Annotated in this window: 13 protein-coding genes; 7 read left to right on the forward strand and 6 right to left on the reverse strand. The window is 72.5% G+C overall.

Annotated features, from left to right (window positions below):
• Positions 1-6: 6 nt before the first annotated feature.
• From AB0O15_RS44390 to AB0O15_RS44410, 5 genes are all read right to left on the reverse strand, one after another.
• Positions 7-2604, reverse strand: a complete 2598-nt coding sequence (locus AB0O15_RS44390) for a lipopolysaccharide biosynthesis protein (protein WP_364332978.1) — start codon at positions 2602-2604, stop codon at positions 7-9.
• A gap of 241 nt (positions 2605-2845) precedes the next feature.
• A complete protein-coding gene (locus AB0O15_RS44395) occupies positions 2846-3934 on the reverse strand; it encodes a magnesium and cobalt transport protein CorA (RefSeq protein WP_364333015.1) in 1089 nt (362 codons plus the stop codon).
• Positions 3935-3960: 26 nt separating this feature from the next.
• The gene (locus AB0O15_RS44400) at positions 3961-4491 is read right to left on the reverse strand and encodes an ABC transporter permease (protein ID WP_364332981.1); all 531 of its coding nucleotides are present in this window, start codon (positions 4489-4491) and stop codon (positions 3961-3963) included.
• Positions 4410-4679, reverse strand: coding sequence for a hypothetical protein (locus tag AB0O15_RS44405; protein WP_364332984.1), 270 nt, complete (start codon positions 4677-4679; stop codon positions 4410-4412). The genes AB0O15_RS44400 and AB0O15_RS44405 overlap by 82 nt, the downstream gene beginning before the upstream one ends.
• 3 nt (positions 4680-4682) lie before the next feature.
• Positions 4683-5060, reverse strand: coding sequence for a DUF4162 domain-containing protein (locus AB0O15_RS44410; protein WP_364332987.1), 378 nt, complete (start codon positions 5058-5060; stop codon positions 4683-4685).
• A 611-nt stretch (positions 5061-5671) separates the two neighbouring features.
• On the opposite strand from AB0O15_RS44410, the gene AB0O15_RS44415 reads away from it, so the two are divergent.
• From AB0O15_RS44415 to AB0O15_RS44430, 4 genes are all read left to right on the forward strand, one after another.
• On the forward strand, positions 5672-6631 hold the full coding sequence (locus AB0O15_RS44415) for a YafY family protein (protein WP_364332989.1): 960 nt from the start codon (positions 5672-5674) through the stop codon (positions 6629-6631).
• A gap of 84 nt (positions 6632-6715) precedes the next feature.
• Positions 6716-7756 (forward strand): amidohydrolase family protein, encoded by a 1041-nt coding sequence (locus tag AB0O15_RS44420; protein ID WP_364332992.1) that lies wholly within the window; start codon positions 6716-6718, stop codon positions 7754-7756.
• 9 nt (positions 7757-7765) lie between these two features.
• A complete protein-coding gene (locus AB0O15_RS44425; protein ID WP_364332995.1) occupies positions 7766-8545 on the forward strand; it encodes an LLM class flavin-dependent oxidoreductase in 780 nt (259 codons plus the stop codon).
• Between the two features lie 19 nt (positions 8546-8564).
• Complete coding sequence (locus AB0O15_RS44430; protein ID WP_364332998.1) at positions 8565-9029, forward strand: NUDIX domain-containing protein; 465 nt, start codon at positions 8565-8567, stop codon at positions 9027-9029.
• A 34-nt stretch (positions 9030-9063) separates the two neighbouring features.
• Here the strand turns inward: AB0O15_RS44430 and AB0O15_RS44435 are convergent, their stop codons facing one another.
• A complete protein-coding gene (locus tag AB0O15_RS44435) occupies positions 9064-9594 on the reverse strand; it encodes a GNAT family N-acetyltransferase (RefSeq protein WP_364333001.1) in 531 nt (176 codons plus the stop codon).
• Between the two features lie 77 nt (positions 9595-9671).
• Here AB0O15_RS44435 and AB0O15_RS44440 point away from each other — a divergent pair, with 77 nt between their 5' ends.
• From AB0O15_RS44440 to AB0O15_RS44450, 3 genes are all read left to right on the forward strand, one after another.
• Complete coding sequence (locus AB0O15_RS44440; protein WP_364333004.1) at positions 9672-11069, forward strand: family 20 glycosylhydrolase; 1398 nt, start codon at positions 9672-9674, stop codon at positions 11067-11069.
• 329 nt (positions 11070-11398) lie between these two features.
• Positions 11399-13447 carry a M48 family metallopeptidase gene (locus AB0O15_RS44445; protein ID WP_364333007.1) on the forward strand — a complete coding sequence of 683 codons (2049 nt, stop codon included), beginning with the start codon at positions 11399-11401 and terminating at the stop codon, positions 13445-13447.
• A gap of 283 nt (positions 13448-13730) precedes the next feature.
• Positions 13731-14204 carry a hypothetical protein gene (locus AB0O15_RS44450; RefSeq protein ID WP_364333010.1) on the forward strand — a complete coding sequence of 158 codons (474 nt, stop codon included), beginning with the start codon at positions 13731-13733 and terminating at the stop codon, positions 14202-14204.
• Positions 14205-14269: the final 65 nt, after the last annotated feature.

Raw genomic sequence — 14269 nt, forward strand, 5'->3', positions numbered from 1 at the left:
TGAGGGTCAGACCCTCCGGCCGGCCGCCGCCATGATGAGCGCGGCCGGGTCGGCGCAGACCAGCTCGAGGGCCCGGCCCACCATCGCCGGGTCGTACGTCGAGGCGTGGAACGTCGCCTCCAGATGCAGCACCCCGCCCATCTCCGACGTGGTCAGCGTGATGCCCTCCGGGCCGTTGAGCGTCGGGACGCTCTGGTTCACCCGGTGCGCCGCGTCGATCGCCCACGGCAGGTCAGCCAGCACGTCGTGCCGCCCCTGGTTGCTGAAGGTGAGCCGGACCAGCGGGTCGGCCGGCGCGGTCGACGGGTACGGGTCGGGGAACCCGGGCGCCCCGGTCACCGCGAGCTTGCTCTCGCGCAGCAGCATCATGGTCAGCATGCCGCCGGTGGCCAGCTCGCCCTTCAGGGTCTTGTGGATGGCCATCGGGTCGAGCAGCGATGCCGGGGTCAGGTACGGCCCGAAGCAGAAGTTGCTCTCCACCGTCACACCCTCCGGCAGGTAGCGCCGGGCGTCGGCGAGGAACGTCGCACCCGTCAGGTCGGGGTGGAAGCCCAGCTCGCGCAGCGCCGCGGTGAACGCCGCGAAGGTGATCGCCGAGGTGGTGACGCCGGGCGCGTGCTCGTCCCGCCAGACCCGCATCCTGCCGAGCACGTCGGCCGAGCGCGCGGTCTGCACGGTCAGGTTCGCCGTCCACGGCCGTTCGTCGCCGGTCTCGAAGTGCGGCGTACGGGCCATCTTCAGCGCGTCGCTCCACCGGCCCGGGTGCTTGCCGAACGTCTGCCACCACGCGCCCGGCAGCGCGAACCGGCGCGGCATCGGCGGGATGGCGGCCGCCCGTTCCTCGCCCGCCGCCCGCACGACCTCGCGCAGCAGCGTGTTCACCGGGCCGGCGTCGCCGTACGAGTGGGCCACCTTCATCGCCACGTAGCCGCCGCCGACCAGGAACCGCACCGGGTGGTGGGCCCGAGGCTCGGACTGGAGCCGGCGGGTCATCGCGTCGAAGTCGGCCGGCCCGTCGCCCAGGTCGGTGACGGCCTCGGTCACGTACGCGGCGAAGGTCGGCGCGTCCAGGTGCAGCCAGCGGCCGCCGGTGCGGTCGAGCCGGGAGACCGCCCGGTGGGTCGGGTCGGCCGCGTGCAGCCCGATCAGGGCGGCCCGGACCCGCTCGGCGGTCACCCCGGTCAGGGGCCCGACGGTACGGATGTACTCCAGCGGCAGCCAGGCACGCTCGTGCAGGGTGAGGCGGGTGGCGGACATGGTTCCTTCCGGGAGGTCAACCGCGTCGGCCCGCCGGGACGGGAGCACGACGCGCAGCACGATGGGCGCGACGATGATCATCTCCAGGGCCATCACCCCGGCGACCCAGGCGACCAGCTCGGTCAGGCTGCCGCGGGAGCCGCCGTACCAGGCGGCGGCCAGCTCGGCGAGGCCCGCGAAGACCGAGAAGACGCCGGCCCCGCGGACCTTGCCCTGGACCCGGGAGATGGCCAGGAAGAAGTGGTGGAAGACGAAGGGGATGTAGGTCAGGGCCAGGATCGCCAGGGCGGGACCGGCCGCGGCCGCGTACTGGGCGCCGAAGAGGCCCATCACCCAGTCGGAGAAGACCGCGACGAAGATCGACACCGGCAGGCCGACGACCAGGCAGATGAGCAGGCCGACGCGAACCTTGGAGCGCAGCGCGGCCCGGTCGCCGCTGGCCACGGCGAAGAGCGTGAGCGCCACGTTGCCGGGGACCATGGCCAGGAACGAGGTGACCATGAACGCGGTGTAGAAGGCCGCGTTCGCCTCGGCCGACAGCACCGCGGTGACCACCAGCGGCAGCGCCGCCCGCGGCAGGTAGGTGGCGAGGTTCAGCAGGTTGTGGTCGAAGGTGGCCTGGCCACGGCCGCGCATCAGGTTCAGCCGCGGGCGGACCGAGTCGACCATGCCGCGCCGGCGCAGCGCCCGGCTCAGGATGGCGACCGACAGCACCATGCCCGCCACCCAGGTCAGCAGCACCGTGCCGCCGGTCAGGTTGAGGGGCAGGCTCACCAGCAGGCCGAGCAGCACCAGCTTGATCACCGAGAACCAGGCGTTGCGCATCAGCTGCATCGGGCCGGCCAGCAGGCCGACCAGCGCCTCGTCCAGGACCAGGGTCATGGCGTTGAGCGCGATGCCGAAGACCAGCAGCACGGTCGCGGCGGGGGAGCCGAGCGCGTCCTTCAGGCCGGGGACGGCCAGGTGGGCCAGCGCGACGTAGATCAGGCCGCCGACGGTCGCGGCGCTGCCCGCGACCAGCAGGCAGGTGGAGATCAGGTCCCACTTGCGGCCGGTCAGCCGGGGGAGGTCGGAGATCAGCATGGTGCCCATGCCGAACATGCCGATGGTGCCGATCAGGGTCATCGCGGCGACCGCGGCCGACGCCTGGCCGACCGCCTCGGCCGGCGCCGTGCGGGCGGCCACCCACCAGTACGCGAAGCCGAGCAGCGACGTGATCGCCGTGGTGGCCATCAGCGAACCGGCGTTCAGGAACAGGTCGACGTGCCCGCGCAGCCGGCCGAGAATCCCGTGCCGCGGCGCGGGTTGGTTCGGCGCGCTCTGTGGCACGGCCTCGATTGCGGTCACTCGTTCCCCCAAATGATCGACCAGCAAACGGTAGTTACTGGACGTAATTGGGCGGTACGGCGAAGCGGTCCGAGATGCGGCACGGTCCTCCGACGGATCGCTCCGGTCGAGCGATCATGGATGACCCGTTCGGCGGAGCTTTGTTGGGCCTGAGGTCCCATGCGTTTTGCCAGGTCACAACGTTAACGCCGGTTTCGTGAGTGATCTGGATCGCCCGACTCACGCTGGGTGTTGCCGACCGTCACAGCCAGCCGACCCGTTTCAACCGGCGGTACAGCGCGACCGCCGCGACCAGCATCAGGGCGATCACCCCGGCGTAACCGTACTTCCAGCGCAGTTCCGGCATGTGCTCGAAATTCATGCCGTAGACCCCGGCGATCGCGGTCTGCACCGCCGCGATGGCCGCCCACGAGGCGATCTTGCGCATGTCGTTGTTCTGGTCGATGGAGACCTGGGCCAGCCGCGCCTGCATGATCGAGTTCAGCAGGTCGTCGAAGCCGGCCACCCGGTCGACGGTCCGGGCCAGCCGGCCGCGCACGTCGACGAAGTACGGCCGGAGGCCCGGCGGCGGCAGCTCCGAGTCGAGGACCCGGTGCAGCGGCTCCTGCAACGGCAGCACGGCCCGCTTGAACTCGACCATCTCGCGCTTGAGCTGGTACATGTGCGAGATGGCGGGCCGGCGGTCGGTGGCGAACGCGGTCTCCTCCAGCCGCTCCATGTCCCGCTCGACGTGGCCGGCGACCTCCAGGTAGCCGTCCACCATCGCCGCGCACACGGCGTGGGCCACCGCCCACGGCCCGAGCCCGAGCATGGCCGGCCGCTGCTCCAGGTCGCGCCGCACATCCCGCAGCGCGCCCGGGGCGCCGTGCCGCACGGTGATCACGAACCGTTCACCGATCAGCAGCGTCACGTCGCCGGTGTCGACCACCTCGGAGGTCTCGGTGAGCTCCTCGTGCTCCACGTACCGGGCGGTTCGCAGCACGATCCGGGCCACGTTCCCGATGGTCTCGGCGGCCGGCCGGTGCCCGCCGTCGATCGCCTGCTCCACAACCAGGTCGTGCAGCCCGAACGCGTCGCCGACGGCCCGCATGACGACCAGGTCGGGTTCGTACAGCCCGAGCCAGACGTAGCTGTCGCCGCGGCGGCGGACCTCCCGGGCGGCCTGGGTGAAGGTCACCCGCCCGGGCCGGCGGGCGCCGCGCGCGTAGACGCCGCAGTCGACGACGGCGTCCGGGTTGCCCTGGCGACGGACCTGGGCGGGCATCGTCTGCCCGCCCGGTCCGACCAGGTTCTCCAACAGTCGTCTGAACGGCCGCTCCGGGCCTGGCATCCACCGCACACCGGAGAACGTAGCGGTCAGGCGTCCTTCTGCATGGCCCGGACACCGACGGCCAGGCCCAGCGCGGCCACCAGCACCGCCGCCGCGGCCCCGGTGAGCGTGGTGGTGGCCCAGATGTCGCCGTCGAACAGCGCGCGCTCGGCGTTCACCACGTACGTCAAAGGGTTGAACTTGGCCGCGGTCTGGAGCCAGCCGGGACCGTTGCCGATCGGCAGCAGCATGCCGGCCAGCAGCAGCAGCGGGAACAACAACGTCTGCTGAATGGTCCAGAACAGCCACTCCTGATGCTTCGAGGCCAGGGCCAGCGTGTACGAGAGGGCGCCCATGCCCACGCAGAAGCCGGCCAGGATCAGGATCCCGATCAGCGCGCCGGCCAGGTGAAGCTCGAAGCCGAACGGCAGGCACACCGCCACGATCAGGGCGGCCTGCGCGAACATCGGCACGATCTCCTTGAGCGCCCGCCCGATCAGCAACGCCGGCCGCCGCAACGGGGTGACCAGCATCCGCTCATGCGAGCCGGTCTGGATCTCGAAGTGGCGAACAGACACGACATCACCACGATGCCGGGTACGAACCACTGCAGCGCCCCGCCCTCGATGTCCGGCAGCAGCGGCGCGAACAGCCCCAGGAAGACCAGCGGCTGCACCATGCTGATGATGATCGTGAACGGCTGCCGCAGCGTCGGCCGCAGCTCGCGGCCGAAGACGGTGCCGATGTCGGTGACAAGACTGGTCATGGCTCAGACCTCCACGAGCTCGCGGTCGACGGCGGACTCCGGCGCGGCGCCACCCTCACGGAGGCTGCGACCGGTCAGTTGGAGAAAGACGTCGTCCAGGGTTGGCCGGGTGACCTCGATCGAGGTGACTCCGAGGCCCGCGGCGCGAAGGTCTTCGAGGATGCCCGGGAGCAGCCCCGGCGCGCCGTCGACGCTGATCCGGAGCGTGCGCTGCTCGAGCAGCGACACCTGGTGGGGGATCCGATCGGCCGCGGCCGCGGCGTCAGGTGAGGTGGCGAACCCCAGCGTGATCCGATCACCCACGTGCTTGGCCTTGAGCCGGGCCGGGCTGTCGTCGGCGATGATCCGGCCGTGGTCGACCACGATCACCCGCTCGGCCATCGAGTCGGCCTCGTCCAGATAGTGCGTGGTCAGCAGGATCGTCGTTTCATGCTTCGCCCGCAGCGCGACGATGTGCTCTCTTCTTGTCGCCCAACTTCAAGATCAAGAGCCTGATGTCGTAGCTCGGCGGGAGGTACAGACCGTCGCTCCCGCCGAGGCCGGGCGCGCGGCTCCAAGGCCGTGACCGGCCAGAACAGAGCCGCGCACCCTTCATTCTGCGTGCGTGGTCGCCCTCCGGGCGCTCCGCGCCCAACCCCACCCCGCGGCCCTTTGCTCTGAGCGCATATAGGCACCACCTGGATGCCGGCGACATCCGGATACCGCCACCATCGAAGTGTTGCCTATACGCGCTCAGAGCAAAGGGCGCGAGCGCCGTGGGGGTGACCCCTTACGCAGAATGAAGGTCGCGCGGCTCTGGTTTGGACGCGCCAGCGGCCAGGAGCCGGGTGACCGGCCTCGGCGGGAGCTGCGGTCAGCACCACCCACTCAGGTGCGACATAAGGCCCTTGATCTTGAAGTTGGGCGCCAAGAAGAAGGCGTCTCAATCATGTTCCCCAAGCTTTGAGGGCTTGCGGTCAGTTTCTGTCCGCAATGGGGGACAATCTGGAGTCATGGCGAACACCAGTGCTCGGATGCTCCGGCTGCTGTCCCTGCTGCAGACGCACCGCTACTGGCCCGGGGGCGAGCTGGCGGGCCGGCTGGAGGTCAGCCCGCGGACGCTGCGGCGGGACGTCGACCGGCTGCGTGAGCTGGGCTATCCGGTGGACGCGGCGCGTGGGGTCGCGGGCGGCTATCAGCTCCAGGCCGGCGCGGCGGTGCCGCCGCTGCTGCTCGACGACGACGAGGCGGTCGCCATCGCGATCGGGCTGCGGACGGCCGCGGCCGGCGCGGTGTCCGGGTTCGAGGACATCTCCGTGCGCGCGCTGGCCAAGGTGATCCAGCTGCTGCCGCCCCGCCTGCGCCGGCGCATCGACGCGTTGCAGGCGATGACCAGCCCGGGCGTCTTCGGCGGCGGCCCCACCCTGGACGCGGGGGCGCTGACCACGATCGCCATGGGCTGCCGCGGCGAGGAGCGGATGCGCTTCGACTACACCGCGCGCGAGGGCGAGGTGACCCGGCGGCACGTCGAGCCGCACCGGCTGGTCTCGCTCGGCCGGCGCTGGTACCTGATGGCCTGGGACCTGGAGCGCGGCGACTGGCGCAGCTTCCGGGTCGACCGGATGAGCGGGCCGACGCTGACCGGCGCCCGGTTCCGGCCCCGGGACATCCCGGGCGGCGACCCGGTGGCGTGGCTGCGCTCGCGGCTCGCCTCGGTGCAGACCCGGCACGAGGTGTCGGTGCTGATCTCCACGCCGGCGTCCCGGGTGACCTCGGTCGTCGGGTACTGGGGCACGGTCGAGGAGGCCGGACCGGAGTCGTGCCGGCTGCGGATGAGTGTGGACGACCTGAACTGGCCGGTCATGGTGCTCGGCACGATCGCGGCGCCGTTCACCGTGGAGTCGCCGCCGCAGCTCACCGAGGCCGTCCGGCGGGCCGGCGAGGCGCTGTTGCGGGGCGCGGCGACGTCGTGAATGGACGGACGGGCGCCCCCGTGGCGCCCGTCCGCACGGCGAAGGTACCGGCGGGGTACGACATTTTCTGGTTGAGTGCCGCCCATGACAGTGCTTCGGATCCGTGGTGTCGGGCTGCCCGACGGCGAGACGATCGACCTCTACGCCGACGGCGACCGCTGGACGACCGAGCCGGCCCCCGGCGCCGAGCTGGTCGCGGACGGCTGGATCCTGCCCGGCCTGGTCGACGTGCACACTCATCCGGGCGCGGCCAAGCCCGGCGACCCGCTCGACGAGAAGGTGCTGCGTGACGATCTGCGGCTCCAGGTGGCCACCGGTGTCACGCTGATCCGCTCGCCGGGGCTGGCCGGGGAACCGCCGGAGTGGTTCGGCCGCGACCCCGACGTGCCGCGGGCCGTGCACGCCGGGCCGTGGCTGGCCCGGCACGGCGCCTTCTTCGACGGCTGGGGCCGCCGCGCCGAGCCCGCCGAGCTGCCCGAGCTGGCCGCCGCCCAGGCCGGGCGCACGGGCTGGGCGAAGATCATCGCCGACTGGACGCTGGAGTCCGAACCGCTGTCCTTCGCCACCCTGCGCGCGGTCGTCGAGCGGGTCCATGCCGTCGGCGGCCGCCTGGCGGTGCATTCCCAGCACCTGGCCGGGGGTACGGCCGCAGTGGACGCCGGCGTCGATTCGGTCGAGCACGGCATGGGCCTCGACCCGGCCGCCCTCGACCGCATGGTGGCGAACCGGGTCGCGTTCACCCCGACGCTCTCCGTCCTGCAGACCGGCCTGGCCCGGGCCCTGGCGCGACCGGAGAGCCCGACCCGCACCTGGTACGTCGGGGGCGCCTCGGCGCATCCGGCTCTCGTGGCGGCCGCCGCCGAGGCCGGCGTGACCGTGCTCGCCGGCACCGACAGCCGGCCGCACGGCGGGATCGCGACCGAGGTGCGTGCCCTGGCCGCGGCGGGCGTGCCGGCGCACACCGCGCTGGGCGCCGCCTCGTGGGTGGCCCGGGACTTCCTCGGCCTTCCCGGCCTGGTCGACGGGGCGCCGGCCGACGCCGTGGTGTACGCGCGGGATCCGCGTACCCATCTGGAGGAGCTGGACCATCCACAGGCCGTGATCCTTCGCGGCGTTCTCATCTAGGTTTGGCTCATGACGGTTATCGGTGTCACCTATCGGCCCCAGAACCCGCCCGAGAACCTGCGCGCGGCCGTGCAACTCGCCGACCAGCTGGGGCTCGACGAGCTGTGGCTCTGGGAGGACTGCTTCCTCAACGGCGGCATCTCGGCCACCGCGGCCGCCCTGGCCTGGAGCGAGCGGATCCGGGTCGGCGTCGGCCTGACCCCGGTGCCGTTCCGCAACGTGGTGGTCGAGGCGATGGAGATCGCCACGCTCAGCCGCATGTTCGGCGACCGGGCCATCGTGGCGGTCGGCCACGGCGTGCAGGAGTGGATGGGCCAGGTGGGCGCCCGGGCCGACTCGCCGCTGACGCTGCTGCGCGAGTGGCTCGGCGCCCTGCGCCCGCTGCTGGCCGGCGAAGAGGTCACGACCACCGGCAAGTACGTCTCGCTCGACCGGGTCAAGCTGGACTGGCCGCCGGCCACCCCGCCGCCGATCGTGGTCGGCGCGATGGGACCGAAGACGCTCAAGCTGGCCGGCGAGCTGGCCGACGAGACGATCCTGGTCAGCAGCGTGACGCCGGACGGTGTGCGGGAGGCCCGGGCCCACATCGGCGACCCGGCCCACAAGATCATCATGTTCGCGCCACACCCGCGCGGCCGCACCGGCGACGCCAAGACGGTCGCCGACTCGATCCGGGCCTACGTCGAGGCCGGCGCCTCCTCGGTCATCATCGAGCCGGATGCCGACGAGCCCGACCTGCACGCGTTCTTCCGGTTCGTCGCGGAGGAGGTCCGACCCCTGGTCGACTGATCCACATATGGTGACCGGCATGCCGATTCCGCCGTACATCCAGGCTCTGCGCAACGACATCGGGCACCGGCTGATCCTGACGCCCGGCGTGACCGCGGTCGTGTTCGACGACGCCGGGCGGGTGCTGCTCGGCGAGCGGGCCGACAGCGGCCGGTGGGCGCTGCCGGCCGGGGTCATGGAGCCGGGGGAGCAGCCGGCCGAGACCATCGTGCGCGAGGTGTACGAGGAGACCGCCGTGCACATCGAGCCGGAGCGGGTGGTCAGCGTGCTGACTCAGCCGGTGACCACCTGCCCCAACGACGACCTGGTGCAGTACGTGGACATCACGTTCCGGTGCCGGGCGGTCGGCGGCGAGGCCCGGGTGAACGACGAAGAGTCGCTGGCCGTCGGCTGGTTCGCCCTCGACGACATGCCGCCGGTCGGCGACCTGGGCAAGCACCGCATCGAGTGCGCCCTGTCGCCGGGGACCTGGTTCGCCGTGTAGGGAGCCGGGTAGAGAGCCGTGCAGGGAAAAGCCGCTAGAGAGGGCGGGCCCGCACGTGGTCGTCGTGCCAGTCATCGCCCACCTTGAACCGCTTGGTGCCCCGGATCGTGAAGCCGTTCTTCTCGTAGAACCGGGCCGCCCGGGCGTTGAGCTGGTTGACGCCGAGCCAGCAGAGGGTGGCGCCGGTCGCGGCGGCCGCCGCCAGCGTGGCCGCCATCAGGTCGTGGGCGATGCCTGAGCCGTGCCGGTCCAGCAGCACGTAGAACTTGCTCAGCTCGATGCTGCCGTCCGGGTCGATCACCCGGCGCACGTCCTCGTCGGCGATCGGGCCGCGGACCAGCATCGTGTAGCCGACCGGGGTCCCGTCCTCCTCGGCGACGAGCAGCACGCGGTTCTCGTCCTTCAGGTATTCCGCGAAGCGCGCCTCGGACAGGTGCGTGGTCACGAAGTCGTCGACGTCGGCCTGGGTGGTGCCGGGCGGGCAGGCCAGCGCGAAGGTCTCGGCCGCGACGTCGTGGAGTTCGGCGGCGTCGCTCGGGGCGGCGCGGCGGACGGTGATCGCCATGCGCGGATCCTATCCGCGACACACGTCACGACCTTGCGGTACGTCATGAACTGGAAACAGCATTTAGAGTCGTGCCCGTGCGACGACTCGACGACGTCATCCCCGTGCCCGTCTCCGCTGTTCCCGCGGACGGGCACTTCGCCATCACGCCCGCCACGCAGGTCTCGGCCGATCCCGGCCTCGCCTGGGTGGCGGCCTTCCTGGGGCTTCCGGCCGCCCCGTCCGGCGGCGCGATCCAGTTCGCGCTGGGCCTCGACGGGCCGGATGAATCGTACGAGCTGGACATCTCCGATTCTTCGGTCCGGGTCCGGGCCGCCACTCCGGCCGGCGCGTTCGCCGCCGTGCAGACGCTGCGGCAGCTGATCTCCGAGGGGACGCTGCCCGCCGGCCGCATCGCCGACCGGCCGCGGTTCGCCTACCGCGGCGTGATGCTCGACGTGGCCCGGCACTTCTTCACCGTCGACGAGGTCAAGGCCTTCATCGACGCCATCGTGGCCTTCAAGATCAACCACTTGCACCTGCACCTGACCGACGACCAGGGCTGGCGGCTCGAGATCCCGGGCTGGCCGCGCCTCACCGAGGTCAGCGGCGCGTCCGGCACCGGCGTCGGCGGCGAGGGCCCCGGCTTCTACACCCGCGACCACTACACCGAGATCGTCTCGTACGCCGCCGAGCGCTTCGTGACGATCGTCCCCGAGATCGACATGCCCGGCCACGTCAACGCGGCGCAGTTCGCGTACCCGGCCCTGACCGCGGACGGCAACCCGGTGCCGCAGCGCACCGACACCGAGGTCGGCTACAGCTCGCTGGTCGCCGACTCCGAGACCACGTACGCCTTCGTCGAGGACGTCATCCGCGAGGTGGCCGCCCTCACCCCCGGCCCGTTCCTGCACATCGGCGGCGACGAGGCGCAGGCCACCACGCCCGACGACTACCGCACCTTCATGTCGCGGGTGCTGCCGCTGGTCGGCAAGTACGGCAAGCGGGCCGTCGGCTGGCACGAGATGGCCAACGTCGAGCTGCCCGAGACGGCGGTGCCCCAGTTCTGGCGCACCGAGCCGGCCGACGACGGCACCGCCCGGGCCGTGGCCGCCGGCAGCCAGGTGATCATGTCGCCGGCCGACCGCACCTACCTCGACATGAAGTACGAGCCCGGCTTCCGCCTCGGGCTCGACTGGGCCGGCTGCGTGGAACTCGACCGCGCCTACGACTGGGACCCGGCCGACCGCCTGCCCGGTGTGCCCGAACACGCGCTGCTCGGCGTCGAGGCCGCCCTCTGGTCCGAGACGCTGCGCAGCCGGGCCGACGTCGAGACGATGACGTTCCCGCGGCTGCCCGCGATCGCCGAGATCGCCTGGTCCCCGCGCGAGGCCCGGGACTGGCCGTCCTTCCGCCGCCGCGTCGCCGCCTACGCCCCACGCTGGCGCGCCGAGGGCACCGCCTATCACCCGTCACCGACCGTCGACTGGGAGTAACCGTCCGGCTTACTTCGCCAACCCATCCGGTACGCGCGACGGCGTCACCAACCGCAACACCCGGGCGCCGTGGCACACCGCGAGCCGGGTGGTCGGCCGGGCCGTGACGCGTCTCTCGCGTGAGTGGTCGGTCGCGGCTGTCACCCGTGCGGGGTGTGGTGAAAATCTTCCTTAAGTTTTCCGATCCCGCGCCGTGTCGTGTTTCCGCACGTCGTAGGGGAGAGCGGAAGCTGTGCCCCCGGCGCGGGACGGAACCGGGCGCGGGAACGCGGCCTAGTGTGGTGCGCGCCTCCCCCGACTGAAGGGGCGGCTGCCGGAAGGAGCGGACGTTGGGCGGTGCCAGGGCGTGGCTCTCGGCCACCATGCTGGCCGGTTTCCTCGCGGTCGCCGTGGCCCAGCTGCTGCTGGTCGTGGTGCCGGTGCTGCTGGTGCTGTCACTGCTGCCGTCGGGCGCGGCGCTGCGGCTCGGGGTTCCGCTCTGCATCGCCACGGTCGGTGTGATGGCGTACGCGACCTGGCGTGCTCTTCGCACCCGCCGGGTCGAGCCGGCCGGCGTCCCGGTGACCCGGGCCGATGCGCCGGCGCTGTGGGCGATGATCGACGCCGCGGCTCAGGCCGGCCAGGTGCGGACGCCGGAGCGGCTGATCGTGGTCGCGGAGGCCACCGTGGCGTTCAGCGAACGTACCCATCTGCTGGGTCTGATCGGTGGGCGGCGCGATCTCTACGTCGGGTTGCCGCTGCTCCAGGCCTGGGACAACGCCGTGCTGGGGGCGGCGGTCGCGCACGAGCTCGCGCACGCCACGCCGCGGCTGAGCCGGTGGGCGCCGTTCGCCTACCGCGGGCGGCGGGCGGTCGCGCGGATCATCCCGCGGATCACCCGGCGGAACGCGGCCGGTCCCGGGCTCCGGGGGTACGCGCTCTTCTACCGCCGCCACGACCAGCCGGTCAGCCAGGCCCAGGAGCTGTGCGCCGACCGGGTCGCGGCCGAGTTCGCGGGGGTCGCGGCCACGGTGGCGATGCTGCGCGACGGCCCGGCCATGGAGAGCCTGCAACGGGTCTTCTACACCGAGTACGTGGCCCCCGGCTGGCGCGCCGGGCACGCCCCGGACGACGTCTTCGGCGGCTTCCTGCGGATGCTGGCCGCCCGCGCCGACGAACTGACCATCCTGCGCCGCCAGGAGCCGCACACGGCCGACGAGTGGGACACCCACCCGCCCCGCCCGCAGCGACTGGCCGCGGTGACCGCCCTCGCGACCCCGGCCCCGGCCGCGTCGCCCCACGCTCAGGCCGTGACCGCGCCGGCCCGGACCGCGGCCGGGCCGGTTCTGGAGACGGCTGCCGCGGCGCCCGCCATGGCCGGTGCGGGCGCGCCGCTGCTCGACGACATCCCGGCCGGACTCACCGACGTGGCGGCTCCGGCCGCTCCGCTCGATGAAGCTGTTCCGGCCGGCGCCCTGGCCGACGTCGAGCCGACCGGCGCCGCGCTGATCGCGGGCGACGTCGAGCTGGTGCCCGACCTGCCGGGTCTGGGCCGGGCGCTGCAGGCGGTCGCGTTCCCGCCGCGCGGACGCACCATCGTCGGCTGGGACGACTTCTTCGGCGTGGCCCGGGCGGCCGAGATGGACCGCGAGGCCGACGCCGCGCTCGGCACCCTGACCCGGGCCGCCGGCAGCCCGGTGGCCTCGGCCGCCGACGTGCTCGACCTGGCCGCGGACGGGCGGCTGCGCAAGGTGGCCGAGACCGTCTTCCCGGACATGCCGCCGGACGAGACCGAGCGCCGCATCACCGAACTGGTCACCCTGCTGCTCGCCCTGGCCGCGCTGCGCAGCGACGCCGCCCGGTGGCGGCACAGCTGGACCGGCACGGCCGAACTGGTCGCCTCGGACGGCGGCCACCTCGACCTGGGTGCGGTGGCCACGCTCGTCACCGATCCGGCGACCGTCGGCGCGGCCCGCGAACGGCTGCTCGCCCTGCGGATCGACCCGGCCGCCCCGGTGGGCGCCAACCGGGACCGCCGCACCGGCGCCGACGTGGTCGGCGGGCTGGTCAACCTGGTCGTCGACGGCTCGCGCACCGACCTGCTGATCGTGGACAACGGGTTGCTGCTGGTGCCCGGCCTGCCCCGCTCGCAGAACGGCTCGGCCAAGCGCCGGCTGGCCCAGGTCGCCACCACGGCCGACGCGACGCCGGGCGCGCGCTTCGTCCCGTACGCGGAAGTCAGCGGCGCGACCCAGACGCGCCGCACCCCGAAGGCGTGGGATCTTCAGCTCCGTGACGGCAACACGATGACCGTGCGGGCCGCGCTCGACTCGGACGAGCTGCCCGGCGGCTGGGCCGCGCTCGACAACGCGGTGGCGTTCCTGGCCAGCACCCGCTGACGCGTTCCTGGCCGGCACGCGCTGACGCGGGCCTGGTCAGCAGCCGCTGACGGGGGCGACAAACTCGGTTGATCGGCGCCCACCAGGAGGTAAATCCTTGGTGGGCGCTGAACTGTTCGGCCGTCCGGTTCGTGCTTCCTGGTAGACGGTCACACTTCCGACGATCACGTAACCGGAACTTCACTTTGGGTCACAATGGCATCTCGTGGCGGCGGCTTTAGCTTCGGATTCTTTGGGTAGATCTAGGCACAGCCGACACGAATCATGGGGAGGAGGGGCGCTGATGGAACGCGGACAGCGGGGACCCATGGCGCTCTTCGGGGCGCTGGTCGCGGTCGGGCTCGGTCCCGCCCTGTGGCTGGGCGTCCAGATCGGTGACGTGACGGTGGCGCCGCCGAAGCCGCCGGTGGTGCGGAGCGAGCAGAAGCCGAACCCGGACGCCGGGCCCGGTGGGGCGGGGGCCGCGGCCGACGAGCCCGAGCCCGAGCCGACCCGGAAGCCGAAGCGCGAGGCGAAGTACACGCCGATGGAGCCGTCCAAGCCGAAGCCGGCCGCGAGCGAGAAGGCCACCGAGCCGGCCGCCGAGGAGACGACCCCGCCCCCGGTGGAGACCACCGACCCGGCGCCGGCCCCGACCGAGGACGACGAGACCACCCCGCCGCCGGACGAGGAGGGCGCCACGACGCCCGCCGACCCGGACGAGGGCGGCACCGGCAACGAGGGCCCGGGCGGCGGCAACTCCGAAGAGACCGCCTAGCCGGCCTTGGCGAGCGCGACGACGGGGATGGGCCGGCCGGCGCGCTCCTCGTGCTCGGCGAAGAA

Origin of the sequence: Actinoplanes sp. NPDC089786 (assembly GCF_040684855.1) — a bacterium.
Classification (GTDB): Bacteria; Actinomycetota; Actinomycetes; order Mycobacteriales; family Micromonosporaceae; genus Actinoplanes.

Coding starts and splice junctions, on each gene's coding strand:
- AB0O15_RS44430 (WP_364332998.1), top strand. CDS start 8,565: ATGCCGATTCCGCCGTACATCCAGGCTCTGCGCAACGACATCGGGCAC.
- AB0O15_RS44415 (WP_364332989.1), top strand. CDS start 5,672: ATGGCGAACACCAGTGCTCGGATGCTCCGGCTGCTGTCCCTGCTGCAG.
- AB0O15_RS44405 (WP_364332984.1), bottom strand. CDS start 4,679: ATGACCAGTCTTGTCACCGACATCGGCACCGTCTTCGGCCGCGAGCTG.
- AB0O15_RS44450 (WP_364333010.1), top strand. CDS start 13,731: ATGGAACGCGGACAGCGGGGACCCATGGCGCTCTTCGGGGCGCTGGTC.
- AB0O15_RS44420 (WP_364332992.1), top strand. CDS start 6,716: ATGACAGTGCTTCGGATCCGTGGTGTCGGGCTGCCCGACGGCGAGACG.
- AB0O15_RS44395 (WP_364333015.1), bottom strand. CDS start 3,934: ATGCCAGGCCCGGAGCGGCCGTTCAGACGACTGTTGGAGAACCTGGTC.
- AB0O15_RS44425 (WP_364332995.1), top strand. CDS start 7,766: ATGACGGTTATCGGTGTCACCTATCGGCCCCAGAACCCGCCCGAGAAC.
- AB0O15_RS44435 (WP_364333001.1), bottom strand. CDS start 9,594: ATGGCGATCACCGTCCGCCGCGCCGCCCCGAGCGACGCCGCCGAACTC.
- AB0O15_RS44410 (WP_364332987.1), bottom strand. CDS start 5,060: ATGGCCGAGCGGGTGATCGTGGTCGACCACGGCCGGATCATCGCCGAC.